Genomic DNA, 25,010 nt, shown 5'->3' on the forward strand with positions numbered 1-25,010 from the left:
GAAGGAAAGAGGAAGCTGCGCTAGCTCGCCTACTTCGCCACCTTGCTGCTGCCTTGCGTGATCAGCCGGGCCGGGCGCTGGTCGCGGGTGTGGATCCAGAGCCAGTTCATCGCGACCGCGAGGCGATGGCGCACGCCGATCAGGAAGTAGATGTGGGCAAGGCCCCAGATCCACCACGCCAGGGTGCCGCGCATTCTCACCTTGCCGAAATCGATCACGGCCTTCTTCTTGCCGATCTGCGCGAGGCTGCCGGCGTGCTTGTACTGGAACGGCGGCAGCGTCTCGCCTTTCAGCCGGGCCTTGATCAGCATGGCGGCATAGCGTCCCTGCTGCTTGGCGGCCGGCGCGATGCCCGGCACCGGATTGCCGTCAGGGCCCTTGATCGTGGTGGTGTCGCCGACCGCGAAAATGTCGGGATGGCCGGGCACGGTCAGGTCAGGCTCGACCTGCAGCCGATAGGCGCGATCGGCCGGCGCGTTCAACCATTCGGCGGCGCGCGAGGCCCGCACGCCGGCGGCCCATACGATGGTGCGCGCCTCCAGCGTCTTGCCGCCATAGATCACGCCGTCGGCCGAGCATTCCGTGACCGGCGCGCCCAGCATCACCTCGACGCCGAGGCTCTCCAGCGAGGCTTGCGCGTAAGCCGAGAGATCGTCCGGAAAGCCCGCGAGCACGCGCGTCCCCGCCTCGATCAGCACCACGCGCGCTTTCCTTGTATCGATATGGCGGAAGTCGCGCGGCAGCGTGTCCTGGGCGAGATCGGCGATGGTGCCGGCCATCTCGACGCCGGTCGGCCCGGCGCCGATCACGACAAAGGTGAGCAGCGCGGCGCGTCGCGCCGGATCTTCCTCGCGCTCGGCGCGCTCGAACGCGACCAGGATGCGGCGCCGCAGCGTCGTCGCATCCTCCAGCGTCTTCAAGCCCGGTGCGAACGGCTCCCATTCGTCATGGCCGAAATAGGCGTGGCGCGCGCCGGTGGCGAGGATCAGCGTATCATAGGAGATGGGATCGCCGTCCTCGAGCAGCACGCGCTTTCCCGCCGCATCGACGCCGTTGACATTGGCGAACAGCGTCGTCACGTCGGGCCGGTCGCGCAGGAGATAGCGGATCGGCCAGGCAATCTCGCTGGTCGCCAGCGAGGCGGTCGCGACCTGATAGAGCAGCGGCTGGAACAGATGATGGTTGCGGCGGTCGATCAGGGTGATCTTGACGCCAGCGCCGCGCAGCTCGAACGCCGCCTGCAGCCCGCCAAAGCCTGCGCCGACGATCACCACATGATGGGGTTTCGGCGCGCTGGTCATGGCAGGTGACTCCTTCTGTCTCCGCATTCACTATGTAGGCACTTTGCACGACGGGTCCATGGCGCGTTTGCTAATCGGGCGATAGCGAAGACGTATCGATCCGTCGTCCTGGCGAAAGCCAGGACCCATAACCACCGAATTCAGTCATTGAAATGACCCGTGGCCCCAGCGTCGCGCCACCACGTGCATCCGGGGTAATGGGTCCTGGCTTTCGCCAGGACGACGGAATTTTTTTTGCCCCACCGCATCCTTTGGCCTCCGCCATTCGTCCTTGCAACGAAACCCCCAAGGGAGACTGCGCCATGAAACGCATGCTGATCAAATACAAAGCCAAGCCCGAGATGGCCGACACCAACGCCGAACTGGTCGCCGCGGTGTTCGCCGAGCTGAAGGCCGCACAGCCCGACGGGGTGCGCTATGCCTGCCTGCGGCTCGAGGACAACAGCTTTGTCCATATCGTCGAGACCGAAGGCGAGGGGCCGAGCCCGGTGGCGAAGCTTCAGGCGTTCCAGACGTTCCAGAGCGGCATCCGCGATCGCTGCGCCGAGCCGCCGGTGTCAAATGGCGTGACCATCGTCGGCAATTATCGCATGCTGGGCGAATAGCTCACGAAAGAGAATCCGGTGCCCGAGGTGCAGGCGACTCCAGACGTCAACGCGCTGCTGGCAGCGATGCGGCCGAAGCTGCATCGCTACCTCGCGCGCATGGTCGGCTCGGCGATCGATGGCGAGGACGTGCTGCAGGACGCGCTGATGAAGGCCGTGGTGGCGTGGCCTGAGGTCGGTGAGATCGGCAATCTCGAGGCCTGGCTGTTCCGCATCGCGCACAACACCGCGCTGGACTTCCTGCGCCGCCGCGCCCGCCAGGAGGCGCTGTTCTCAAGCGATGAGGTCGACATGGCCGCGGACCAGCTCGATGCCGTGGAAAGCCGGCAGATCGCCGCCACCAGCCTGCGCACCTTCATGCGCCTGCCGGTGACGCAGCGCGCCAGCGTCATCCTGATGGACGTGCTCGGCTGCTCGATGCAGGAGGTCTGCGCCGTCATGGATGTCAGCCTGCCCGCGGTGAAGGCCGCCTTGCATCGCGGCCGCGCGCAGCTGCGCGCGCTGGCCGATGAGCCCGACGACGCGCCGCGGCCCGCACTGTCGGAGGCCGACCGCGCGCGCCTCAACGCCTATGTCACCAGCTTCAACGCCCGCGACTTCGATGCCATCCGCGCCATGATCGCCGACGATGTGAGGTTGGAGCTCGTCAACAGGCAGCGGCTGAACGGCAAGGCCGAAGTCTCCCGCTATTTCGGCAATTACTCCGGTGTCCACGATTGGCAGCTGGCACCGGGCATCGTCGACGGCCGCCCCGCGATCCTGGTGCTCGATCCCAGTGCGCCAACCGCGCCGCCCAAATATTTCATGCTGCTCGCCTGGTCCGCCGACAAGGTCGCCACCATCAGGGATTTCCGTTACGCAGCGTATGTGCTTGAGGGCGCAGAGTGTGTGATCGAATCCGCGTAGGATGGGTAGAGCGAAGCGATACCCATCAACTTCGTGCCGCGTGGAGAGATGATGGGTATCGCTCCGCTCCACCCATCCTACGAAGCTGCAGCCTGCACGCTCCCGCTGACATTGGACCACTGATTTGCCCGACGACGCAAGGTCGTCAGGCGAAAATAATGTGCTTTACACGAACTTCCGATTATGCTAACAATGCGCTCGTCTCACCCGACACGAGGGGCGCTCGCGAACGCCACGAACGTGGGTGAAGATGCGGTGGCCGCCGAGCGTGCGACAGGCGTGTGCACGCAAGGCGGACGGTGAAGTCGTGTGGGCCTGCCGCCCCGATGCTGGTGGCAAGCACGCGAAAGGCCCAAAGCCGATCGTGGACGATGGTGGCACAAACGCAGAGTCTCACCAGGGCGAGCACGTATAAGCCGTAAAGCCATCGCGCAGGGAAGGCCGGATGCCTCCGCCGAACCTGTATGCTCGTGCGCGCACTCTTTTGTGCACATTGCGCACGGGACCGCGGGTGCGGCGTGCACCCGGTCTTCCCTGCGCCCTCGTTATCGAGCGAGGGCGGAACGAGATGGAAAACTCGGGCAGATCATGTCGCGAGAATGCGAAGCTGCGTCCTCACATTCGGTGTCATCGCCCGGCCTGTGCGCGATTGCGCACAAGGACCGGGCGACCCAGTACGCCGCGGCGCATCGGCTCAATCACAATCGTCTCTGGAATACTGGATCACCCGCATGCGCGGGTGATGACACCGAGGAGGACAGAAGCGCCATCGCGTTCGCCAGGGCGACGGGGGAAGCGCTTTTCCCCTACCCGCCATTTGCGATCCCTCAAAAACACTCTATGGTGCCCCGATCTCCGGCTTCGGCGGGGAGTAATCACTCATTGATATCAAGGGCTTGGTGAGGATCTTGGCCTTTGGAGGGCGGTGTGACGCGCTATATTTCGACCCGGGGCGAGGCCCCCACGCTGGGCTTCTGCGATGTGATGCTGACCGGGCTTGCCCGCGACGGCGGCCTCTACGTGCCGGAAATCTGGCCGCAGCTCTCCGCCGAGACCATCGCCTCGTTCTTTGGCCGGCCCTATTGGGAGGTCGCCGTCGAGGTCATCAAGCCGTTCGCCGCCGGCGAGATTTCGGATGCCGATCTCGGCCGCATGGCCAATGAGGCCTATGCCACCTTCCGCCATCCGGCGGTGGTGCCGCTCGACCAGGTCGGGCCGAATCAATTTTTGCTCGAGCTGTTCCATGGTCCGACGCTGGCGTTCAAGGACGTCGCGATGCAGCTGATCTCGCGGCTGATGGATCACGTGCTGGCGCAGCGCGCCCAGCGCACCACCATCGTGGTCGCAACCTCGGGTGACACCGGCGGCGCCGCGGTCGAAGCGTTCGCCAATCTGGCGAATGTCGATCTCATCGTGCTGTTCCCGCAGGGGCGCATCTCCGACGTGCAGCGCCGCATGATGACGACGACCGGCGCGGCCAATGTGCACGCGCTCGCGATCGAAGGCACGTTCGACGATTGCCAGGCGATCGTGAAGGCGATGTTCAACCACCATCGCTTCCGCGATTCGGTCGCCCTGTCAGGTGTCAACTCGATCAACTGGGCGCGCATCGTCGCGCAAGTCGTCTATTATTTCACCTCGGCCGTCGCGCTCGGCTCGCCGCAGCGGACCGTCGACTTCACGGTGCCCACGGGCAATTTCGGCGACATCTTTGCAGGTTACGTCGCCAAGCGGATGGGTCTGCCGATCCGGCGCTTGCGCATCGCCGCCAATGTCAACGACATCCTGGCGCGTACGCTGAAGACCGGCATCTATGAGGTCCGCGAGGTCCATGCCACGGCCTCGCCGTCGATGGACATCCAGGTGTCCTCGAACTTCGAGCGGCTGCTGTTCGAAGCCTCCGGCCGCGATGCCGGCAGCGTCCGCCGCCTGATGGACTCGCTGAAGCAGTCCGGCCGCTTCGTGCTGCCGGATGCGACGCTCGCCGCGGTGCGCAAGGATTTTGACGCCGGCCGCGCCGACGAGACCGAGACGGCGGCCGCGATCCGCGCCGCCTGGCGCGAGGCCGGCGATCTCGTCGATCCCCACACCGCGGTGGCGCTCGCGGTGGCCGACCGCGACACGTCGGATTCGCAGGTTCCCAACATCGTGCTGTCGACGGCGCATCCGGCCAAATTCCCCGATGCGGTGGAAGCCGCCTGTGGCGCGCGGCCGCAACTGCCGGCCTGGCTCGGGGGCTTGATGACCAAGCCGGAACATATGACTGTCATGAAGAACGACCAGGCGGAGGTCGAGCGATTCGTGTTGTCGGTCAGTCGCGCCGCCAAGCAGGGAGTTGCCGGATGAGCGTTGAAGTCACCAAGCTTCCCTCCGGCCTGACCGTCGTCACCGACACCATGCCTCATCTGGAAACCGCGGCACTCGGCGTCTGGGCCGGCGTCGGCGGCCGCGACGAGAAGCCGAACGAGCACGGCATCTCGCATCTCCTGGAACATATGGCGTTCAAGGGCACCACGCGGCGCTCCTCGCGCGAGATCGTCGAGGAGATCGAGGCGGTCGGCGGCGACCTCAATGCCGGCACCTCGACCGAGACCACCGCCTATTATGCCCGCGTGATGAAGGCGGACGTGCCGCTCGCGCTTGACGTACTCTCGGACATCCTCGCCAATCCGTCCTTTGTGCCCGACGAGCTCGAGCGCGAGAAGAGCGTGATCGTGCAGGAGATCGGTGCCGCGCAGGACACGCCTGACGACGTCGTGTTCGAGCATCTCAACGAGCTCTGCTATCCCGACCAGCCGATGGGCCGCTCGCTGCTCGGCACCGCCAAGACGCTGAAGGCGTTCAACCGCGACATGCTGCGCGGCTATCTGTCGACGCATTATCGTGCGCCGGACATGGTGGTGTCGGCCGCAGGCGCGGTCGATCACAAGCGTGTCGTCGAAGAAGTCACCGCGAAATTCGGAAGCTTCGAGGCATCAGCCGCGCCGAAGCCGACGCCGGCGATGTTCGGCAAGGGCGGCTCCAAGGTGGTGCATCGCGAGCTCGAGCAGGCGCATCTGACCCTGGCGCTGGAAGGCGTGCCGCAGACGGATCTGTCGCTGTTCTCGCTGCAGGTCTTCACCAACACGCTCGGCGGCGGAATGTCGTCGCGGCTGTTCCAGGAGGTGCGCGAGAAGCGCGGGCTCTGCTATTCGATCTACACCTTCCATGCGCCCTACAGCGACACCGGCTTCTTCGGCCTCTACACCGGGACCGATCCGGCCGACGCGCCGGAGATGATGGAAGTGATCGTCGACGTCATCAATGACGCCGTGGAAACCCTGACCGAAGCCGAGATCGCCCGCGCCAAGGCCCAGATGAAGGCGGGTCTCCTGATGGCGCTGGAAAGCTGCTCGTCGCGCGCGGAACAGCTGGCGCGCCACGTGCTGGCCTATGGCCGGCCGCAGACCGTCGACGAACTGGTGGCGCGGATCGATGCCGTCAGCGTCGAGTCGACCCGCAATGCAGCCCGCGCATTGCTGTCCCGCAGCAGGCCCGCAGTGGTCGCTCTCGGCAGTGGAAGAGGTCTGGACACGGCGGTGTCTTTTGCGGAAGGATTGACCAAGGCCAAAGCAAAGACGCTTTTGCATTAGGTCCCTCCTTCACCTCTCCCCGCCTGCGGGGAGAGGTCGGATCGCGAAGCGATCCGGGTGAGGGGGAGCCTCCGCGAGTCTGGTTTGTGAGAGAGCCCTCATTCCATGGCAACGGAATGAGGAACGGTAGTTCGGGCAGGAGAACGTAGGGCATGGCCCTGTTTCGTTTGCCATCCAGTGGACCGGCTGCGCTGATGCCGCGCGGCCACGGGCTGCTGCTGCGCGCCCCGCAAATGTCCGACTTCCCGCAATGGGCGCAGCTGCGCGAGCAGAGCCGCGGTTATCTCACGCCCTGGGAGCCGATCTGGCCGTCGGACGACCTGACCCGCGCCGGCTTCCGCCGCCGCCTGCGCCGCTATGCCGAGGATATCGCGGCCGACCGCTCCTATCCGTTCATCATCTTCCGCGAATCGGATGGCGTCATGATCGGCGGCATCACGCTCGCCAATGTCCGCCGCGGCATCGTGCAGGCCGGCACCATCGGCTATTGGGTCGGCCAGCCCCATGCCACGCGCGGCTACATGACGACGGCGCTGCGGGTGCTGCTGCCGTCGCTGTTCGGCGAGCTCAACCTGCACCGCATCGAAGCGGCCTGCATCCCGACCAATTCGCCGTCGATCCGGGTGCTGGAGAAATGCGGCTTCAGCCGCGAGGGCCTGGCGCGTCGCTATCTCTGCATCAACGGGGTCTGGCAGGACCACCTGCTGTTCGGCCTGCTGCACGAGGATTTCCGCGGCTGATGTCCGTCTTTTGGTCGATGTTTCCCACCTTGTTCCGTGCCTTGTTCCCCGCCTTGGGTTCGCCGCCATTGCGCTGCTATAACGCCCGCGCAAATGAGAACCTCTCCGGATATTGGAATGACTGACAAGCGCGTGATCAGGCTCGCAATCGCGGCAACGGTGACGATCGGCCTCGGCTGCAGTGCACTCGCCACGGCCGCATCGGCGCAGTCGCTGAGCGACCGCTTCAAGAGCCTGTTCGGCGGCTCCGACAAGCCGGCGGACAAGCCCGCGACCGGCCAGCCGCCGGCGCTGAACGACAGCGATGCCGAGCTGACCTGCCCGCCGGTGACGATTCGCGCCGGCGCCTCGACCTATGCGGTGGCGGCGCCCGGCAAGCAGCCGGTCGGCAACGACCTCAAATTCCTGGCCTCGATCACCAAGACGGCGCGGCAGTGCACGCTCGAGGGCGGGCAGATCACGGCCAAGATCGGCATCCAGGGCCGCGTCATCGCCGGCCCCTCCGGTGCGCCGCCGAGCGTGACCGTGCCGCTGCGCGTCGCCGTGGTGCAGGGCGGCGTCGGCGAGAAGACCATCGCGACCAAGGCCTACCAGACCACGGTGCAGATGGACGACAGCGGCAGCGTGCCGTTCACGCTGGTCGCCGAGGATCTGATCTATCCGGCCCCGTCGCCGTCGGTGGCCGACAACTACATCTTCTACATCGGCTTCGACCCGCAGTCGCTGAAGCCCGAGCCGAAGACGAGGGCTAAGAAGAAGTAAGTGCGCGACACTCGATCCACACCATCCAGTGTCGTCGCCCGCGAAAGCGGGCGATCCAGTACGCCGCGGCTTATCGGGCCAATCACGACTGCCTCTGGAATACTGGATCGCCCGGACGAGCCGGGCGACGACAGCTGGAATAAAAAAAGCCGGCGCGATCATCTCGCGCCGGCTTTGTGTTTGAAAAGGTCTTCGTCAGTTCAGCTTGGAGCGAACTTCCGCGATGCCCTTGGACACGAGGTCCTCGGCGACCTGGCCCTTGACCGACTGCGACAGGATCGTCGAGGCGGCGGTCACTGCGGCTTCGGCCGCGGCGGCACGGACGTCGGCCACCGCCTGGGCCTCGGCCAGCGCGATCTTGCTCTCGGCGGTCTTGGTCCGCCGGGCGACAAAATCTTCCATCTTGGCCTTGGCTTCCGTTGCGATCCGCTCGGCCTCGGCCTTGGCGTTCGCGACGATCTCCTCGGCCTCACGCTCGGCGCTGGCGCGGCGGGTCTTGTACTCCGCAAGCAGCTTGGTGGCCTCTTCCTTCAGACGGCGAGCGTCGTCGAGTTCGGCCTTGATGCGCTCGGCGCGGTGGTCGAGTGCGGTCATCGCCGTGCGAAAGACGCCGAGATAGCCGAACACGATCATCAGAATGACGAACGCGATCGCAACCCAGGTCTCCGGTTCGTAAAACATCGGTTATCCCTTCAGCGAAGCGTCGACGGCGCTGTTGACCGCATTGGCGTCCGGAACGACGCCGGTCAGCCGCTGCACGATGGCGCCGGCCGCATCCGCCGCGATGCCGCGGACATTGCTCATGGCATTGGTCCGGGTCGTTGCGATCTGCTTCTCGGCTTCGGCAAGCTTGGCCGCCAGCTTGTCTTCCAGCGATTTGCGCTCGGCCTCGGACGCCGCGTTCTGCTTCTCGCGGGCCTCGTTGCCGATGGCCTGCGCGCGCGAGCGTGCAGCCGCCAGATCGGCCTCATAGGCCTTCAGCGCAGCGTCGGAATCATCCTTCAGCTTCTGCGCCTCGGCCAGATCGCCCTCGATCTTGTTCTGACGTGCATCGATCGTCCCGCCGACGCGCGGCAGGGCGATACGCGACACGATCAGGTAGAGCGCGACAAACGCAATGGCCAGCGACACCAGCTGCGAGGCGTAGGTGGAGGAATCGAACGGCGGAAAACCGCCGCCGTGATGTCCGCCTTCAGCCTCGGTGTGGGCGCCGGCCTTCTGGCCTTTTGCCTCGCCATGACTCTCAGCCATGGTGTTCTCCTGTTGCTGTCATACGCGCCGCCCGAAATGGCGGCGCGACGGGGTGCCGCTCGGATCAGAGCGGAACGAACAGCAGGAGCAGCGCGATCAGCAGCGAGAAAATGCCGAGCGCTTCGGTCACGGCGAAGCCGAAGATCAGGTTGCCGAACTGGCCCTGAGCGGCCGAGGGGTTACGCACCGCAGCGGCGAGGTAGTTGCCGAAGATGATGCCCACGCCGACGCCCGCGCCGCCCATGCCGATGCACGCGATGCCCGCGCCGATAAGTTTTGCTGCTGACGCTTCCATGTTTAGCTCCTTGGAAAGATGGATTTGGATTGAGGGTGGAAATTCCCCGGACCGCTTAGTGTCCCGGATGAATGGCGTCGTTGAGGTAGATGCAGGTCAGGATCGCGAACACGTAGGCCTGCAGGAATGCGACCAGCAGTTCGAGCGAGGTCAGCGCGATGGTGAGCGCCAGCGGCAGCACGCCGCCGACCCAGCCGAGCGCGCCGAGCGAGAAGCCGAGCATGGCGATGAAGCCCGCGAACACCTTCAGCGCGATATGGCCGGCCAGCATGTTGGCGAACAGACGCACGCTGTGCGAGACCGGGCGGAGGAAGAAGGAGAGAACCTCGATGAACATCACCAGCGGCAGGATGTAGCCGGGGACGCCGTGGGGAACGAAGATCTTGAAGAACTTCAGGCCGTTCTTGGCGACGCCGTAGATCAGGACCGTGAAGAACACCAGCAGCGCCAGCGCGGCGGTGACGATCAGGTGGCTGGAGATCGTGAAGGTGTAGGGGATGATGCCGATCAGGTTCGAGACGCAGATGAACATGAACAGCGAGAAGATCAGCGGGAAGAACTTCATGCCTTCCGCGCCGGCCGTCGAACGGATGGTCGAGGCGACGAACTCGTAGGAGATCTCGGCGACCGACTGCAGTCGGCCCGGGACCAGCTCGCGGCCGCTCGCCAGCATCAGCAGCGCGATCACCAGCACCGCGATCAGCATGTAGAGCGACGAATTGGTGAAGGCGATCGTGTGATTGCCGATTTGGCCGAGCGTGAACAGGGGCTCGATATTGAACTGATGGATCGGGTCGATTTTCATCCGCGCGGCTCTTGGTCCACCGGCCGTCCTGCCGGTTATCGAATTTCAAATGTCATGACTTCCCGTCAGCGCTCAGCGCTTTCTGGAGGCCACGCCCGCAGACCTCACCACGTTGACCACGCCGGCGACGAAGCCGAGCAGCATGAACACGATGAAGCCGAATGGCGATGTCGACAGCCAACGGTCGACCCCCCAGCCAATCGCCGCCCCGACGGCAACGCCCGCGATCAGCTCCGAGGAAAGACGAAAACCGAGCGCCATCGCCGAAGCTCTGGCCGCACCGTCCCCGCTCCCATTACCGGATTGATCAGTCTTGCTCCTGCGGCTGTCACGAATTTCAGACAACCGATGATCGAGACTTCCGAGCCTTGCGGAAAGCGCAGCTTCGTCGGAGGACGCTTGATCGCGATTCCCATTTGCGTTGTCGTTCGTGCTTTCAGCCATGCTGAAACACTAAACGATGCTGCGGTTGATGGAAATTGCGCCCGTCACCCTCAAAAGCCGCGCGGACCATACTGACCACATCTAATCAAGTCAAGATTGCGTCGTAACCAGTTATTGCTTTGATTTCATTGGATTTATTGGAAGATATACAACGGCGGAGTGACGCAGCAATCGCAGTGCAGCAGCTCATATGCATGGGAACGTTCCGGCAGGCCATTTGCGCGCGATCGGCGCACGGCGTGGCGATGGCGCGCCGGAAGCTGATGCCGGCGCGGTGGTCCGCACCGTCCGGGAATCGAGATGGCAGGCCGCATGGTCCCGTAAGCCACTGCGATATCGAAGTAAATCGCGGTCGTGCGGGGCAGGCGGCGGATCGAATGGCGAGACAATGCGTTGAAGTCGTGCCGCGAGGTCTATACTTCAGGACGTCAGGGGACATCACTTCGAGGCGGAGCCGGCTCATGCGCAACGCGACGTCGTCATCGAAATCCGTGATTCCGGCCTCGGCCGCGATTTTGGCCGCGATTTTGCTGATCAGCGGTACGGCGGCGGCGCAGTCCGCACCCGATACCGAGAACGGCCGCTACACGCTGTCGCCGGCGGCCGACGGTTTCCTCAGGCTCGACACCCGCACCGGCGCGATGTCGACCTGCATGAATTCGAATGCAGGCTGGGCCTGCTATGCCGTGCCTGACGAGCGCGCGGCGATGGACGCCGAGATCGGCCGGCTGCAGGCCGACAATGCCAGGCTGAAGGCGGAGCTCGCCGCGCGCGGACCCGCTGCGGCCGGCAAGACCGAGGACGCGCTGCCGAAAGCCGATTCGCTCAAGAAGCCGGAGCCGAAGGTTGCCGAGGGCGAGCGCAAGATCGAGATTCCCTTGCCGAGCGATCGCGACATGGATCGCATGATGTCGTTCCTGGAAAAAGCCTGGCGCCGCCTGATCGAGATGGCCAACCGCGTCCAGCGCGACTTCAATGGCGGCAGGATTTGAGAGCAAGATTTGAGAGATTGCCGATGAATGCGAGAGCAACGCGCTCGGCGCCCTCGGTGGTCGCGGCGACCAATGTCGTGTCGTCGCGGCTGACCGTGCAGACCGGCGGCGCGGGCTTTTCCGACATCACCGGCGAGGTCGCAAAATTCCTGCGCGAGGCGCGCGCCGGCGAAGGTGCGGTGACGCTGTTCATCCGCCACACCTCGGCGTCGCTGACGATCCAGGAGAATGCCGATCCGACCGTGCTGGTCGACCTGATGACGGCGCTCGATCGTGCCGCGCCCGAAAATGCCGGCTGGCGCCACGACGCCGAGGGCCCCGACGACATGCCCGCGCATATCAAGACCATGCTGACAGGGACGTCGCTGCACATCCCCGTGCTCGACGGCGCGATGGCGCTCGGCACCTGGCAGGGCATCTATCTGATCGAGCACCGCGCCCGTCCGCACCGGCGCGAGATCGTGCTGCAGTTCATCGGCGCCGCAAAATAAGAACGGCCGCGGATTGCTCCGCGGCCGTTGGATTGATTGCTCGTCAGACGATCAGGTCTTGCTGATGTCGACGTCCTTGGTCTCCGGCAGGAAGATCAGGCCGACGACAGCCGTGATCGCCGCGAAGATGATCGGGTACCAGAGGCCGGCATAGATGTCGCCGGTCGAGGCCACGATCGCGAACGCGGTTGCCGGCAGCAGGCCGCCGAACCAGCCGTTGCCGATGTGATAGGGCAGCGACATCGAGGTGTAGCGGATGCGGGACGGGAACAGTTCGACCAGCATCGCAGCGATCGGGCCGTACACCATGGTGACGAAGAGAACCAGGATGAACAGCAGGCCGATCACCGCCATGACCTGCGGGCGGAAGATGTCGAACGGGTGCGCCATCTTGACGATGCCGGCATCGCCCGCCTTCGGGTAGCCCGCGGCGGCAACGGCGGCGGTGATCGCCGGGTTGCCGTCCTTGGCGTTGGCGTAGGGCACTTCCTTGCCGTTGACCATTACCTTCACGCCGGAGCCGGCCGCGCCGTAGGTCGTCGCATACTTGACCGACGACTGGGCGAGGAAGGCCCGGGCGGTGTCGCAGGGCGCGGTGAAGACGCGGGTGCCGACCGGGTTGAACAGGTCGCCGCAGCCTGCCGGATCGGCCACCACCTCGACCTTCGTGCTCTCGATCGCCTTCTCCAGCGCCGGGTTGGCATTGGTGGTGATCATCTTGAAGATCGGGAAGAAGGTCAGCGCCGCGATCGCGCAGCCCGCCAGGATGATCGGCTTGCGGCCGATCCGGTCGGACAGCATGCCGAACACGACGAAGAAGCCTGTGCCGAGCAGCAGCGACCAGGCGATCAGGAGGTTGGCGGTGTAGCCGTCGACTTTCAGGATCGATTGCAGGAAGAACAGCGCATAGAACTGGCCGGTGTACCAGACCACGCCCTGGCCCATCACGCCGCCGATCAGCGCCAGCAGCACGATCTTGGCGTTGGCCCAGTTGGCGAAGGCTTCGGTCAGCGGCGCCTTCGAGGTCTTGCCCTCATCCTTCATGCGCTGGAATACCGGCGATTCATTGAGGCGCAGCCGGATCCAGACGGAGATGCCGAGCAGCAGCACCGACACCAGGAACGGGATGCGCCAGCCCCAATCGGCAAAGTCCTTCTCGCCGATGATCGAGCGGGTGAACAGGATCACCAGCAGCGACAGGAACAGGCCGAGCGTCGCGGTGGTCTGGATGAAGGAGGTGTAGTAGCCGCGCTTGCCCTGCGGGGCGTGCTCGGCGACGTAGGTCGCCGCACCGCCATACTCGCCGCCGAGCGCGAGGCCCTGCAGCAGGCGCAGTGCGATCAGGATGATCGGCGCCGCGATGCCGATGGTCGCGGCATTGGGCAGGATGCCGACGATGAAGGTCGACAGGCCCATGATCAGGATGGTGACGAGGAAGGTGTATTTGCGGCCGACGATGTCGCCGACGCGGCCGAACACGATGGCGCCGAACGGGCGCACCAGGAAGCCGGCGGCGAAGGCCAGCAGCGCGAAGATGTCGCGGGTCGCCGGCGGATAGGCCGAGAAGAACTGCGCGCCGATGATGCCGGCGAGCGAACCGTACAGATAGAAGTCGTACCACTCGAACACGGTGCCGAGCGACGACGCGAGGATAACGAAGCGTTCGTCCTTCGTCATGCCGCCGGATCGCGCGGAAGTTGCCGTCATAGTGGACATCTGGATTGCTCCCCCCAAATTTATTGCCAAGCTCGCCCATCCGTCGCGCTTGGCCGGATTAAGTCTCGGACTTAGGTTCAAGGTAACATCGCCGTGAAACCCCGCCCAATAAGACTTTCGGCCTTTTCATGCCTTGTCTTGCTGACAGGAACCTGAATTGGATATGCAGCGGCAGGGCGTGCATCTATTGCGACGCACAAGCCTCTGAGTTAACTGCGTTGGCATTTGGCATTATCGAGCGCTTGCGCGATGCTGCCGCTCGGGGGACAAGGGGGCTTATGCGGGGCGGCAACGACCCGTGTGTGAGAATGTGATGACTGCTGCTGTGAACACCCACCTCGTCATCGCCGATGACCACCCGCTGTTCCGCGACGCGTTGCGCCAGGCGGTGTCGAGCGTCGTCAATTCCGCCACGATCAGCGAAGCCGGGTCGTTCGAGGACCTGACTGCGCTGCTGGAGCGCGACTCCGAGGTCGACCTGGTCCTGCTCGACCTCAGCATGCCCGGGATCAGCGGCTTCTCGGGCCTGATCTATCTGCGGGCGCAATATCCGGCCATCCCGGTCGTGATCGTTTCCGCCACCGACGATGCCGGCACCATCCGCCGCTCGCTCGATTTCGGCGCCTCCGGCTTCATCCCCAAGCGGTTCGGCGTCGACACGCTGCGCGATGCCATCATGAAGGTGATGGAGGGCGACGTCTGGGTTCCTCCGGATACCGATCTCTCGGCGGCCGGCGATCCCGACATGACCCGCTTGCGCGACCGCCTGGTGACACTGACCCCGCAGCAGGTGCGGGTGCTGATGATGCTGTCGGAAGGCCTGCTCAACAAGCAGATCGCCTACGAACTCGGCGTCTCCGAGGCCACCATCAAGGCCCACGTCTCGGCGATCCTGCAGAAGCTCGGCGTCGAAAGCCGCACCCAGGCGGTGATTGCCGCGGCCAAGATCGCCGGCGGCCAATGGCGCCAGGGCACGCCGACGGCTTGATTTGCCAATAGCCAAGGATTCATCGGGTGAGCGTGCCTGTCATCTCGCAGGCACAACACACGACGCTCGCGTTCAGATGATTCGCGGCACTCCGGGGAGCCGATCATCTGGACTTTCCCCAGCTAGAATCAGGTCAAACGTCGTCTCAAGCGTATCCGCCATAGCCTCAAGGTCACCTTGGCGGTCTTCGATATAAGGCGCCTCAGCCCGCAAGATTTTGCTCGCCTTATACAACTCGTTCAGCAGTGACTTTGGGATGAGAGCCTGCCCCTTGAGTGCATGAGCGAGGACCGTTGCCTCGCGATCAATTCGCTGGAACGCAGCCGCATCGACCTTTCGAACAGTTTGTATGGCCAGAAGGAAGTCGCCAAGTTCAAGCTTCAACTGTTCAAAGGACGTTTCAAACTTGGTCATGCGTTACTCCGCCGCCACCATCTGCAAGGTCCGCCACTGTCCGATGACTGCACGCAGTGACGCTGGCTTCACCGGCTTGTTCAGCACCGCGATGTTTTCCTCGCGCGCCGCGGCGCGGACTGGTGGGCTGCGGTCGGCGGTGATCAGGATCGCCGGGATGTTCTCGCCGAAGCGGCGGCGGATCTCGCGGATCGCGGCGACGCCGTTGCCGCGGTCGAGATGGTAGTCGACCAACAGGCCGGTGACGCTGGCGCCCGAGGCCTCGATCGCGGCCATGGCGGCGTCGGGATCGGTCACCGCGATCACCTCGGCATCCCAGGCGGTGAGCAGCGTCTTCATGCCGTCGAGGATCGCCGGATCGTTTTCGATGCAGACGATCAGCGCGCCGCTCATCGGCGTCTTCGCCAGCGGCGTCGTGCTGGTGACGGCGGCGGTGTGGTTGATGGCGGTCGCGACGGGCACCGTCACGGAGAAGACTGAGCCGCCGCTGGCATTGGCGTCGATCGCGATGCGGTGGTTGAGCACGCGCGCCAGGCGCTCGACGATCGATAGTCCAAGGCCGAGGCCGCGCGCGATCCGCGCGCCCTGCTCGAGGCGGTGGAACTCCTTGAAGATCTCGCTGCGCTTCTGCACGGGGATGCCGACGCCGGTGTCGTAGATGCCGATCTGCAAGGTCTCGCCATGGCGGCGGCAGCCGACCAGCACGGTGCCGCGCGGGGTGTATTTGATGGCGTTGGAGATGAAGTTCTGCAGCAGCCGGCGCAGCAGCGAGCGGTCGGACTCGACCGGCAGCGAGCAGAGCACGAAGCGCAGATCGAGACCCTTGTCGCGGGCGATCGGCGCGAACTCGATCTCCAGCGAGCGCATCAGATCCGCCATCTTGAAGCTGGTGATCGACGGCGTCATCGCGCCGGCATCGAGGCGGGAGATATCGAGCAGCGCGCCGAGGATGTCCTCGATCGCCTCGAGCGAATCGTCGATGTTCTCGACCAGGCGCGAATCCTCGCCGCCGTTCTGGCGCTCGACCAGGCTCGTCACATAGAGGCGGGCCGCATTCAGGGGCTGCAGGATGTCGTGGCTCGCGGCGGCGAGGAAGCGTGTCTTGGAGATGTTGGCGTCCTCGGCGGTGCTCTTGGCCGTCGCGAGCTCGGAATTGAGGCGGGTCAGCTCCTCGGTGCGGTCGCGCACGCGCTTCTCCAGCGTCGCGTTGGCGCGCTCCAGCGCCTCAGCCGCCTCGAAGCTCGGTGTCACGTCGGAGAAGGTGATGACGAGGCCGCCGCCCGGCATCCGGTTGGTGCGGACCTCGATCACCAGATGACGGTCGGTGAAGCGTTCGAGATAGGGCTCGCCCTCGGTGGTGTAGGCGGCGAGCCGCTTCTCCAGCAGGCTGTCGCTATCACCGGCGCCGGCAGGGCTGACCGCGCCCATGTATTCGAGGATCTCGGGCAGGGGAATGCCGAGCTGCACCAGATGCGGCGGCAGCATGAGAAGTTCGCTGAACTGGCGGTTGGAGCAGATCAGCTGCAGGTCGGCGTCGAACACCGCGATGCCCTGACGCACGTGGTTGAGCGCGGTCTGCAGGATCTCGCGGTTGAAATGCAGCGCGGCATGGGAGTCGTCGAGCAGTTTGAGCGCAGCCTTGGCCGAGACCGTCCGCTTGCGCAGCAAGAGCGACATCACGAGGCGTGAGGACGCAGCCCCGATCGAGGATGCGATCAGCCGCTCGGCGTGCTGCAGCAATTCGAAATCGGCAGGCGCCGCCGGCTCGAGCCGGCCATGGTGATTGGCGGCAAAGGTCTCGAACGCCTGGCGGGCGCGGTCGGGGCCGACATATTGCGTGACCGTGCTCTGGATGTCCTGCACCGTCACGGTGGTGCGCCAGCGGCGGAAGGTCGGCGTGATCGGCGCCAGCGTCGTCGGCACGAACAGATCGGCCTGCAGGTGCTCGATCGACGATGGCTCGCGCGCCAGCGAGAAGATGACGTAGGTCCCGATATTGAGCAACAGGCTCCAGAGCACCCCGTGCAGCAGCGGTGGCAGGTCGGCGCCGAACAGCGCCTGCGGCCGCAGCGCCTCGATGCCGAACGGGCCGTGCTGCAGCAGCATCAGCCCGGCGGTGGAGGTCTCCAGGAAGCTCGGCACGAACAGCGTGTAGAGCCAGACCACGAAGCCGACGATCATGCCCACCATGGCGCCGCGCGCAGTGGCGCGCCGCCAGAACAGGCCGCCGAAGAATGCCGGCGCAAGCTGGGCGATCGCGGCAAACGACAGCAGGCCGATCGAGACCAGCTGGGTGTTGCCGAGCGCGCGGTAGTAGAAATACGCCATGATCATGATGGCGAAGATCGAGAAGCGGCGCGCCTTCAAGAGGAAGTCGCCGAAGTCCTTTTGGGTGAGGCGGGCGTCGTCGCTGCGCGGCAGCACCAGCGGCAGCACGAGATCGTTGGACACCATGATCGACAGTGCGACGCATTCGACGATCACCATCGCGGTCGCCGCCGACAGGCCGCCGACGAACACGGCAAGGCTCAGCAGTTGCGAGTTGCCCTCGATCGGCAGCGCCAGCACGAACATGTCGGCGTCGACCGCGCCGAACGGGAAGGTGATCAGGCCCGCGATCGCGATCGGGATCACGAACAAATTGATCGCGACGAGGTAAAGCGGGAACAGCCAGCGCGCCCTGCTGACCTCGGCGCTGGTCGAGTTCTCGACCACGCTGACGTGGAACTGGCGCGGCAACAGCATGATCGCGCAGAACGACAGCAGCGTCATGATCAGGAAATTGCCGATCGACGGCACATACTGGATCGCGCGCAGCGCCTCCGGCGTCTTCAGCGCGCGCTCATAGAGCTCGGTCGGCGAGAACATCCAGAAGGTGACGAAGGCGCCGGCGGCGATGAAGGCGACCAGCTTGACGATCGACTCGGTCGCGATCGCCAGGATCAGGCCGTGCTGGTGCTCGGTGGCATCGGTGTGGCGGGTGCCGAACAGCACCGCGAACACCGCCATCGCGAGCGTCACGATCAGCGCGATGTCGCCGATCACGGGGATCTTGGAGAACGCCTGGTCCTCGCTCAAAATGGTTTCCAGCGAGGAGGCCATCGCCTTGAGCTGCAGCGCGATGTAGGGCACCGAGCCGATGATCGCGATGCCGGCCACGGTCGCGGCCACCGCCTGGCTCTTGCCATAGCGCGCGGCGATGAAGTCGGCGATCGAGGTGATATTCTGCGACTTGGCGAGCGCGATCACCCGCCGCAGCAGCGGCGTGCACAGGCCGATCATCAGGACCGGGCCGATATAGATCGCCAGGAAGTCGGTCGCGGTCCGGGTCGCGAAGCCGACCGAGCCGAAGAAGGTCCAGGAGGTACAGTAGATCGCCAGCGAGAGCGGGTAGATCCAGTGGCTGGCGCGGCCGCGCTCGCCAGCCGGCATCCGGTCGCCGCGGCTGGCCACGAAGAACAACAATCCGATGTAGGCGAACGCCGTAGCGATGACGCCCCAGTCGTGCAGCATCGCTGCTCATCTCCTGTCCCGGCCCAAGGAGATGGCCGGTCGCAGCGAGTATAAACGCATTGGGCCGGCCGCGCACCGCGCGACCGGCCCAATTCGGAAGCTGTGTGGGTAGGGTTACTGGTCGCCGCTGCTAACCCTCATCCTGAGGAGCCCGCGTTAGCGGGCGTCTCGAAGGATGCAGGCCACCAACGGGGCCTCATGGTTCGCCCGGCGATGCGCAGCATCGTCCGGAGACGCGCGTTCCGCGCTCCTCACCATGAGGAACGAAGAGGTTACTCCGCCGCCAGCGACTTTTTCTGCAGGGGCAGGCCGAGCCGGTCCCAGACCTGCAGCAGCGCTTCGGCCAGCGCGTCGATCAGCCCGTCGTCATGGTAGGGCGAGGGCGTGATGCGGAGCCGCTCGGTGCCCTTGGCGACCGTCGGATAGTTGATCGGCTGGATGTAGATGCCGTGCTCCTCCAGCAGCATGTCGGAGGCGCGCTTGCACTTCTCGGGATCGCCGACGAACAGCGGCACGATGTGGGTGTCGTTCGACATCACGGGCAGGCCGGCGGCGTTGAGGATCGCCTTGGTGCGGGCGGCGCGGTCCTGATGCCGCTCGCGCTCCCAGCTCGAGGTCTTCAGATGCTTGATCGCGGCGGTCGCGGCCGAGCAGATCGCCGGCGGCAGCGCGGTCGTGAAGATGAAGCCCGGCGCATAGGAGCGCACCGCGTCGATGATCTCGGCCTTCCCTGCGATATAGCCGCCGAGGCAGCCGAATGCCTTGGCCAGCGTGCCTTCGAGGACGTCGATCCGGTGCATGACGCCGTCGCGCTCGGCAATGCCGCCGCCGCGCGGGCCGTACATGCCGACCGCATGGACCTCATCGACATAGGTCATGGCGCCGTATGTCTCGGCGAGATCGCAGATCCTGGCGAGCGGCGCGACGTCGCCATCCATGGAGTAGAGGCTCTCGCAGACGATCAGCTTGGGCCTTTCAGGGCCGGCGGCGATCAGGAGCTCTTCGAGATGGGCAATGTCGTTGTGGCGGAAAATCTGGCGCTCGCAGCCGGCCTGGCGGACGCCCTCGATCATCGAATTGTGGTTCAGCGCGTCCGACAGGATCAGGCAGTTCGGGATCAGCTTGGCGATCGTCGAGATGCCGGTCTGGTTCGAGACATAGCCCGAGGTGAACAGCAGCGAGGCTTCCTTGCCATGGAGGTCGGCGAGTTCCGCTTCGAGCTGGACCAAGGGATGGTGGGTGCCCGCGATGTTGCGGGTGCCGCCGGCGCCGGTGCCGACCCGGGTCGCGGTCTCGACCATGGCGCCGACCACCTTCGGGTGCTGGCCCATGCCGAGATAGTCGTTGGAGCACCAGATCACGACATTGCGCGGGCCCTTCGGCGTGTGCCAGGTCGCATGCGGGAAACGGCCGGCCATCCGCTCCAGGTCGGCGAACACGCGGTAGCGCCGCTCGTCATGGAGGCGGGTGAGGGCGGCATTGAAGAACTTGCTGTAATCCATCGGCGTACCCAAAAAGGCGGAACCTGACCGCTGCCCGGCTTTCTTAGAGCTTTTCCAGCTCTAATGTCTATGCGCTATCCCACATTTGGCCGCGCGGCCGCACTTGGGCAAAATGCCCTATCGGACCGTGGCTTGGATTGATTTCGGTCAAGCGGCCGAGCGCCCGGGATGGCCCGTGGGCCGGCGCGGATCAGGTCGTGCGATACTGGAACACACCGTCGACCTGCTCTGAGGTCAGCCGTCCCTCGACCAGCATGTAATTGACATGGGCGACCAGTTCGCCGGATGCGAAGCCCATCTGGTGGACGTCGAGGGGGTATTTGTTGAACACGACAGGGACCAGTTCTCGCGAGGTTTTCGGCACCTCGCGGCAGGCGTCCGCGATCAGCCGGCAGCGCTCCTCGTGGTGATCGGCGAGCTGCTTGATCCGGGTCTTCAGCCCGTAGAACGGCACGCCGTGGCCGGGCAGCACCATCACGTCATAGGGCAGCGTGGTGGTCAGGCTCGCCAGCGACGCCAGATATTCGCCGAGCGAGTTCTGCTGCGGCTCGACGGCCCAGACGCTGACATTGGGCGAGATCTTGCTCAGCACCTGGTCGGCGGAGAGGAACAGCTTGTCGGCCGCGCAATACAACATGACCTGATCGAGCGCGTGGCCGCCGCCCGTGATCACCTTGAAGCGGCGGGTGCCGATCACGACCTCGTCGCCATGAGAGAGGCGGTGATAGGACGGCGGCAGCACCGAGACCCGCTTCAGATAATCCTGGCCGCGGCCGAGCAGCTTTTCGGTCAGGTCTTCGTCCATGCCGTGGCGGCGGAAGAACAGCCGCTGCGCGGCGCGCCGCTCCTCGGTGCCGCGGTTCTGGTGATAGACCGACTGCAGATACTCGACCTGCGACATGAACAGCGGGCAGTCGAAGCGCTCGGTGATCCAGCCGGCAAGGCCGACATGGTCAGGATGCGAGTGGGTCACGATCAGGCGCGTGACCTTGACGTGGCTAAGCGGCCCTTCGAACAGCGTGGTCCACGCTGCGATCGACTCCTCGTTGCCGAAGCCGGAATCCACCATCGCCCAGCCGTCGCCGTCGGCCAGCAGATAGATGTTCACATGGTTGAGTCGGAACGGCAGCTTCAGCCGCACCCAGAGCACGCCCGGCGTCACCTCCACGACCTGGTCGTGGCCGGGATGGTTTTCCCAAGGGTACCGCAATGCTTCCGCGGAGGAGTGGATGCTGTCTGGTTTTGGATTCATTCTACCGGCTTAGCGGGCCACGGCCGGCCGCGCCAGCCGAAAAATCGGATGGCCGGTGTGAACAGGAACTAGAAATTCCGTAGCCCGGATGGAGCCAACGGGTCGCGCGAACGCGCGCCCGATGACAGGCTCCGCGCAATCCGGGGCGGCTCTATCCGCGGGCAGACCGCTCCCGGATTTCGCTTGTGCTCCATCCGGGCTACGGCAGCTTCGTTGCTTACGCCGCGCGGATGTTCGACAGGAAGGCGTCGATCTCCGAGCGCAGCACGTCGGCCTCGCGGCGCAGCGCGTCGGAGGCGTTGAGCACCTCGCCGGCCGCGGCGCCCGCCTCGGAGGAGGCGTTGCTGACGCCGACGATGTTGCTCGACACCTCGCTGGTGCCGCCGGCGGCGTGCTGGATATTGCGGGCGATCTCGCGGGTCGCAGCACCCTGCTCCTCGACGGCAGCGGCGATCGCGGTAGTGACGTCGTTGATCTCGCCGATAGTGCCGGAGATGCTGCGGATCGCGGAGACCGCCGTCGTCGTCACGGTCTGCATGCTGACGATCTGCTGGCGGATCTCTTCCGTCGCCTTCGCGGTCTGGCTGGCGAGGTTCTTCACCTCGCTTGCGACCACCGCAAAGCCGCGCCCGGCTTCACCGGCGCGCGCCGCCTCGATGGTGGCGTTGAGCGCGAGCAGGTTGGTCTGCGAGGCGATGGTCTGGATCAGGTCGACCACGACGCTGATGCGGCCGGCATTGTCGGCTAGCCCCTGCATGGTGGCGTCGGTCGAGCTTGCTTCCGCCACCGCCTTGCGGGCGATCTCCGCCGAGGTGACGACCTGGCGGCTGATCTCCTCGATCGAGGACGACAGCTCCTCGGTGCCGGCGGACACCGTCTGCACGTTGACCGAGGTTTCCTCTGCGGCCGAGGCCACAGCATTGACCAGCGAGCTCGACTGGTCTGCGGTCGCCGACATGCTCTGCGCGGTCGACTGCATCGAATTGGCCGAGGTCTGCAGGCTGTCGAGCGCGGTCCGCACGGTGGATTCGAACGCGACGATCTGGTTTTCCATGCGCGTGGCGCGCTCGGTCTTGGCGACGCGGTCCTTGTCCTGGGCGGCCGAGAGCTCGCGGCCCTCCAGCATGCTCTCGCGGAAGATCTGTAGCGAGTCGGCCATTGCCGAGATCTCGTCGCGCTGGCGGCTCGCGGGGATCTCGGTCTCGAGATCGCCGTCGGACAGCAGCTGCATCGAGCGCTGCAGCCCGCGGATGCGGCGCAGGATGTTGCGGCCGACATAGAGCCAGACGAACAGGAACGAGCCGACCAGGGTCAGCGCGCCGAGGCCGATCATCACGGTGGTTGCGAGCGAGATCTGCTGCCGCGCCGCGAAGGTCGCCGCGTTGGTCTCCTTCTGCACGCCGTCGACCAGCTGCTGCACGCTGATGCCGAGGCCGACATTGAGCTTGCGGGTCTCGTCGAGGATGGTCTGGCCGTAGTCGATCGAGTCGAGCTCCTTCTCGCGCAGCTTGAACACACCGGTCTTGCCGGAGCCGAGCGCCAGCAGCTTCTGCGCAGTGTCATGCATCGCCGCGATCGCCGGATTCTTCGGCAGGTCTTCGAGGTTGGACTTGATACGCTCGTGGCTCGCCTTGAATTCCTTCTCGATCTGTTCGAGCATGTCGCTGGAGCTGGCCGACAGCCCCGCCGTCATGTCGGCGGCAGCGAGGTTGCCGAGCGCCAGGATGGTGCCGATCTGGCCGACCGTGCGGGCGGCTTCGGTTGCGTCGTCGCCGTTGACTTCGGCCGAGCCCAGGATGGCGCTCAGCCGTGTCTGCGCATCCAGCATCGCTGGGCTGGCGGCCGAGACGAACGCGGTCTGTGCCTTGCGCAGCGCGATGTATTGCTTGTCATGCAGCGCTGCGACCTCCAGCCGCTCCTTCGCCGCCGAGATCAGGCTGTTCGTCGCCTCATCGGTGTTCTTGGCATTTTCCTTCAGCGCAGCCACGATCGACTTGTCGGCGCCGAGCTCGATGATCTCGCCGAGCTTGGCGGTGAGCTGCTGCTGGACTTCCTTCACCTTCTTGGTGCGCTCGTTCAGGGCGTCTTCGGTCGGCGAGGCCAGCAGGCCCGGTCCTTGCGCTGCGAGTGCTGCGCTCTGCGCGGACAATTGGAGGCTGGCGGCGAGACGCGGAATGTCGCGGCCGCTGAGGTCGGTCATGGTGGTGCCGAGCTGGCTGAACACCCAGCCGGCGCCGGCGCTGATCACCAGCGCCATGCCCGCGATCACGGCAAACGCCGCGAACAGGCTGCCGCGCACGCCCATCTTCGGAAGATGGATGCGCTTGAAATTTGGTTTGCCGAGCTTGAATCGAAACGCCATTGCCCCGTGCCCCGTCGTCACTACCTTGGGATGATCCCTCGCGCGGCAGTATCGCGACCGTCCGTTAAAAAATGGGGAAGGCTGCGGGCGATCTCTGTTATTTTTCAGCGACATGCGCGGTGATTTGTTCCGCAGGTCGGAATTGGATCCGTGCGCTGCCGCTGCACAACGCAACAAAAAAGGCCGGCATGTATGCCGGCCTTTCGCTGCTCGTCGTGACCTCAGAGATCAGTAGCGCGCGACCGCCTGGCCGCCGAGATTGAAGCGGTAGTTGATGCCGGCCTTGATCGTGTGCTCGTCATTGTGGAACGAGCCGAACGGCACCAGGGCTGCGGGCGCGAGGAAGCGCGCGTCGCCGAAATTGTAATACTGGTACTCGGCCTTGGCCGACCAGTTCGGCGCGAACATGTATTCGAGGCCGGCGCCGACGGTGTAGCCGTTGGTGTGATTGTCGCTGAGCAGGAAGGGAACGTTGACGCCGCCGAGCGTCAACGTCTCGCGGTTGTCGGAATAGGCGTAGCCGCCATTCACGTAGACGAGGCCCGGACCCCAGGTGTAGCCGATGCGGCCGGTGATCGAGGCGATCGCGCGCTGGTTGTTGTTGTAGACGAGGCCGGTCGGGAAGATCGCGTTCAGCGCATTGTTGCCGAGCCAGGAATACTGGCCTTCGACGCCAACAACGACATTCGGATGGAACTGCCAATCGGCGCCGGCCTGCACGCCGCCCATCAGGCGGGCGCTGTAGTCCGAGAGCACGAGGCCGTTGAAGGCGTTGCTGCCCGCAAACGCGCCGCCGAGATGGCCGCCGATATAGAAGCCGGTCCAGTTGTAGATCGGCGCGGCATAGGGTGCATACGCGGGAGCCTGGCTGTAGGGGCGTGCGCCAAGATCGGCGGCGTGGGCGCTCGCGCTCACGGCAGCAATGGCTGCGAGGGAAGCGGTGGCGAGCAGAAGGGTCTTCATCATGGTCTCCGGCAGGTAACTGAGGCGCCAGGGCGCCGTCCTTGAGGGCAGTTAGGCCGGATTTAAATAAAATGCT

General features: G+C 65.0%; 22 protein-coding genes. 9 read left to right on the forward strand and 13 right to left on the reverse strand.

Annotation, left to right across the window (positions count from 1 at the left end; genetic code table 11):
• Window positions 1-29: 29 nt before the first annotated feature.
• Window positions 30-1,301, reverse strand: coding sequence for an NAD(P)/FAD-dependent oxidoreductase (locus tag JQ604_RS13515; RefSeq protein WP_212357893.1), 1,272 nt, complete (start codon window positions 1,299-1,301; stop codon window positions 30-32).
• Window positions 1,302-1,603: 302 nt separating this feature from the next.
• Here JQ604_RS13515 and JQ604_RS13520 point away from each other — a divergent pair, with 302 nt between their 5' ends.
• From JQ604_RS13520 to JQ604_RS13545, 6 genes are all read left to right on the forward strand, one after another.
• Window positions 1,604-1,906, forward strand: a complete 303-nt coding sequence (locus JQ604_RS13520; RefSeq protein WP_212357894.1) for a hypothetical protein — start codon at window positions 1,604-1,606, stop codon at window positions 1,904-1,906.
• Window positions 1,907-1,924: 18 nt separating this feature from the next.
• The gene (locus JQ604_RS13525; protein ID WP_349631097.1) at window positions 1,925-2,812 is read left to right on the forward strand and encodes a sigma-70 family RNA polymerase sigma factor; all 888 of its coding nucleotides are present in this window, start codon (window positions 1,925-1,927) and stop codon (window positions 2,810-2,812) included.
• A 927-nt stretch (window positions 2,813-3,739) separates the two neighbouring features.
• Entirely contained in the window at window positions 3,740-5,158 is a 1,419-nt protein-coding gene (gene thrC, locus JQ604_RS13530; RefSeq protein ID WP_212357895.1) for a threonine synthase, read from the forward strand.
• Entirely contained in the window at window positions 5,155-6,444 is a 1,290-nt protein-coding gene (locus tag JQ604_RS13535; RefSeq protein ID WP_212357896.1) for a M16 family metallopeptidase, read from the forward strand. The genes thrC and JQ604_RS13535 overlap by 4 nt, the downstream gene beginning before the upstream one ends.
• Window positions 6,445-6,596: 152 nt before the next feature.
• Window positions 6,597-7,184: a GNAT family N-acetyltransferase gene (locus tag JQ604_RS13540; RefSeq protein ID WP_212357897.1), complete on the forward strand. Its 588-nt coding sequence runs from the start codon at window positions 6,597-6,599 to the stop codon at window positions 7,182-7,184.
• Between the two features lie 117 nt (window positions 7,185-7,301).
• Window positions 7,302-7,946 (forward strand): hypothetical protein, encoded by a 645-nt coding sequence (locus JQ604_RS13545; RefSeq protein WP_212357898.1) that lies wholly within the window; start codon window positions 7,302-7,304, stop codon window positions 7,944-7,946.
• A gap of 195 nt (window positions 7,947-8,141) precedes the next feature.
• On the opposite strand, the gene JQ604_RS13550 is transcribed toward JQ604_RS13545, so the two are convergent.
• The 5 genes from JQ604_RS13550 to JQ604_RS13570 form a co-directional block, all read right to left on the reverse strand.
• Complete coding sequence (locus tag JQ604_RS13550; RefSeq protein WP_212357899.1) at window positions 8,142-8,627, reverse strand: ATP F0F1 synthase subunit B; 486 nt, start codon at window positions 8,625-8,627, stop codon at window positions 8,142-8,144.
• A 3-nt stretch (window positions 8,628-8,630) separates the two neighbouring features.
• Complete coding sequence (locus tag JQ604_RS13555) at window positions 8,631-9,197, reverse strand: F0F1 ATP synthase subunit B (protein ID WP_212357900.1); 567 nt, start codon at window positions 9,195-9,197, stop codon at window positions 8,631-8,633.
• 64 nt (window positions 9,198-9,261) lie between these two features.
• The gene (locus JQ604_RS13560; protein ID WP_192735362.1) at window positions 9,262-9,492 is read right to left on the reverse strand and encodes a F0F1 ATP synthase subunit C; all 231 of its coding nucleotides are present in this window, start codon (window positions 9,490-9,492) and stop codon (window positions 9,262-9,264) included.
• A gap of 55 nt (window positions 9,493-9,547) precedes the next feature.
• Window positions 9,548-10,297 (reverse strand): F0F1 ATP synthase subunit A, encoded by a 750-nt coding sequence (locus JQ604_RS13565; RefSeq protein WP_212357901.1) that lies wholly within the window; start codon window positions 10,295-10,297, stop codon window positions 9,548-9,550.
• Window positions 10,298-10,369: 72 nt separating this feature from the next.
• Window positions 10,370-10,741 carry an AtpZ/AtpI family protein gene (locus JQ604_RS13570; RefSeq protein ID WP_212357902.1) on the reverse strand — a complete coding sequence of 124 codons (372 nt, stop codon included), beginning with the start codon at window positions 10,739-10,741 and terminating at the stop codon, window positions 10,370-10,372.
• A gap of 461 nt (window positions 10,742-11,202) precedes the next feature.
• On the opposite strand from JQ604_RS13570, the gene JQ604_RS13575 reads away from it, so the two are divergent.
• The gene (locus JQ604_RS13575) at window positions 11,203-11,733 is read left to right on the forward strand and encodes a hypothetical protein (RefSeq protein ID WP_212357903.1); all 531 of its coding nucleotides are present in this window, start codon (window positions 11,203-11,205) and stop codon (window positions 11,731-11,733) included.
• A 23-nt stretch (window positions 11,734-11,756) separates the two neighbouring features.
• A complete protein-coding gene (locus JQ604_RS13580; protein ID WP_212357904.1) occupies window positions 11,757-12,224 on the forward strand; it encodes a secondary thiamine-phosphate synthase enzyme YjbQ in 468 nt (155 codons plus the stop codon).
• A 51-nt stretch (window positions 12,225-12,275) separates the two neighbouring features.
• Here the strand turns inward: JQ604_RS13580 and JQ604_RS13585 are convergent, their stop codons facing one another.
• Complete coding sequence (locus tag JQ604_RS13585) at window positions 12,276-13,901, reverse strand: MFS transporter (protein WP_212358031.1); 1,626 nt, start codon at window positions 13,899-13,901, stop codon at window positions 12,276-12,278.
• Window positions 13,902-14,253: 352 nt separating this feature from the next.
• On the opposite strand from JQ604_RS13585, the gene JQ604_RS13590 reads away from it, so the two are divergent.
• Entirely contained in the window at window positions 14,254-14,928 is a 675-nt protein-coding gene (locus tag JQ604_RS13590) for a response regulator transcription factor (RefSeq protein ID WP_212357905.1), read from the forward strand.
• Window positions 14,929-15,000: 72 nt separating this feature from the next.
• Here JQ604_RS13590 and JQ604_RS13595 read toward each other — a convergent pair whose 3' ends face one another.
• The 6 genes from JQ604_RS13595 to JQ604_RS13620 all read right to left on the reverse strand — a co-directional run bounded on the left by JQ604_RS13595 (window position 15,001) and on the right by JQ604_RS13620 (window position 24,934).
• Complete coding sequence (locus JQ604_RS13595) at window positions 15,001-15,342, reverse strand: hypothetical protein (RefSeq protein ID WP_212357906.1); 342 nt, start codon at window positions 15,340-15,342, stop codon at window positions 15,001-15,003.
• 3 nt (window positions 15,343-15,345) lie between these two features.
• Window positions 15,346-18,855 (reverse strand): PAS domain-containing hybrid sensor histidine kinase/response regulator, encoded by a 3,510-nt coding sequence (locus JQ604_RS13600; protein WP_212357907.1) that lies wholly within the window; start codon window positions 18,853-18,855, stop codon window positions 15,346-15,348.
• 272 nt (window positions 18,856-19,127) lie between these two features.
• Window positions 19,128-20,357 carry a 5-aminolevulinate synthase gene (gene hemA, locus JQ604_RS13605; RefSeq protein ID WP_212357908.1) on the reverse strand — a complete coding sequence of 410 codons (1,230 nt, stop codon included), beginning with the start codon at window positions 20,355-20,357 and terminating at the stop codon, window positions 19,128-19,130.
• 190 nt (window positions 20,358-20,547) lie between these two features.
• Window positions 20,548-21,609, reverse strand: coding sequence for an MBL fold metallo-hydrolase (locus JQ604_RS13610; protein WP_212357909.1), 1,062 nt, complete (start codon window positions 21,607-21,609; stop codon window positions 20,548-20,550).
• 217 nt (window positions 21,610-21,826) lie between these two features.
• Window positions 21,827-23,971: a methyl-accepting chemotaxis protein gene (locus tag JQ604_RS13615; RefSeq protein ID WP_212357910.1), complete on the reverse strand. Its 2,145-nt coding sequence runs from the start codon at window positions 23,969-23,971 to the stop codon at window positions 21,827-21,829.
• Window positions 23,972-24,199: 228 nt separating this feature from the next.
• Complete coding sequence (locus JQ604_RS13620; RefSeq protein ID WP_212357911.1) at window positions 24,200-24,934, reverse strand: outer membrane protein; 735 nt, start codon at window positions 24,932-24,934, stop codon at window positions 24,200-24,202.
• Between the last annotated feature and the right edge of the window lie 76 nt (window positions 24,935-25,010).

The sequence above is a fragment of the Bradyrhizobium jicamae genome (assembly GCF_018130695.1).
Classification (GTDB): Bacteria; Pseudomonadota; Alphaproteobacteria; order Rhizobiales; family Xanthobacteraceae; genus Bradyrhizobium; species Bradyrhizobium jicamae_B.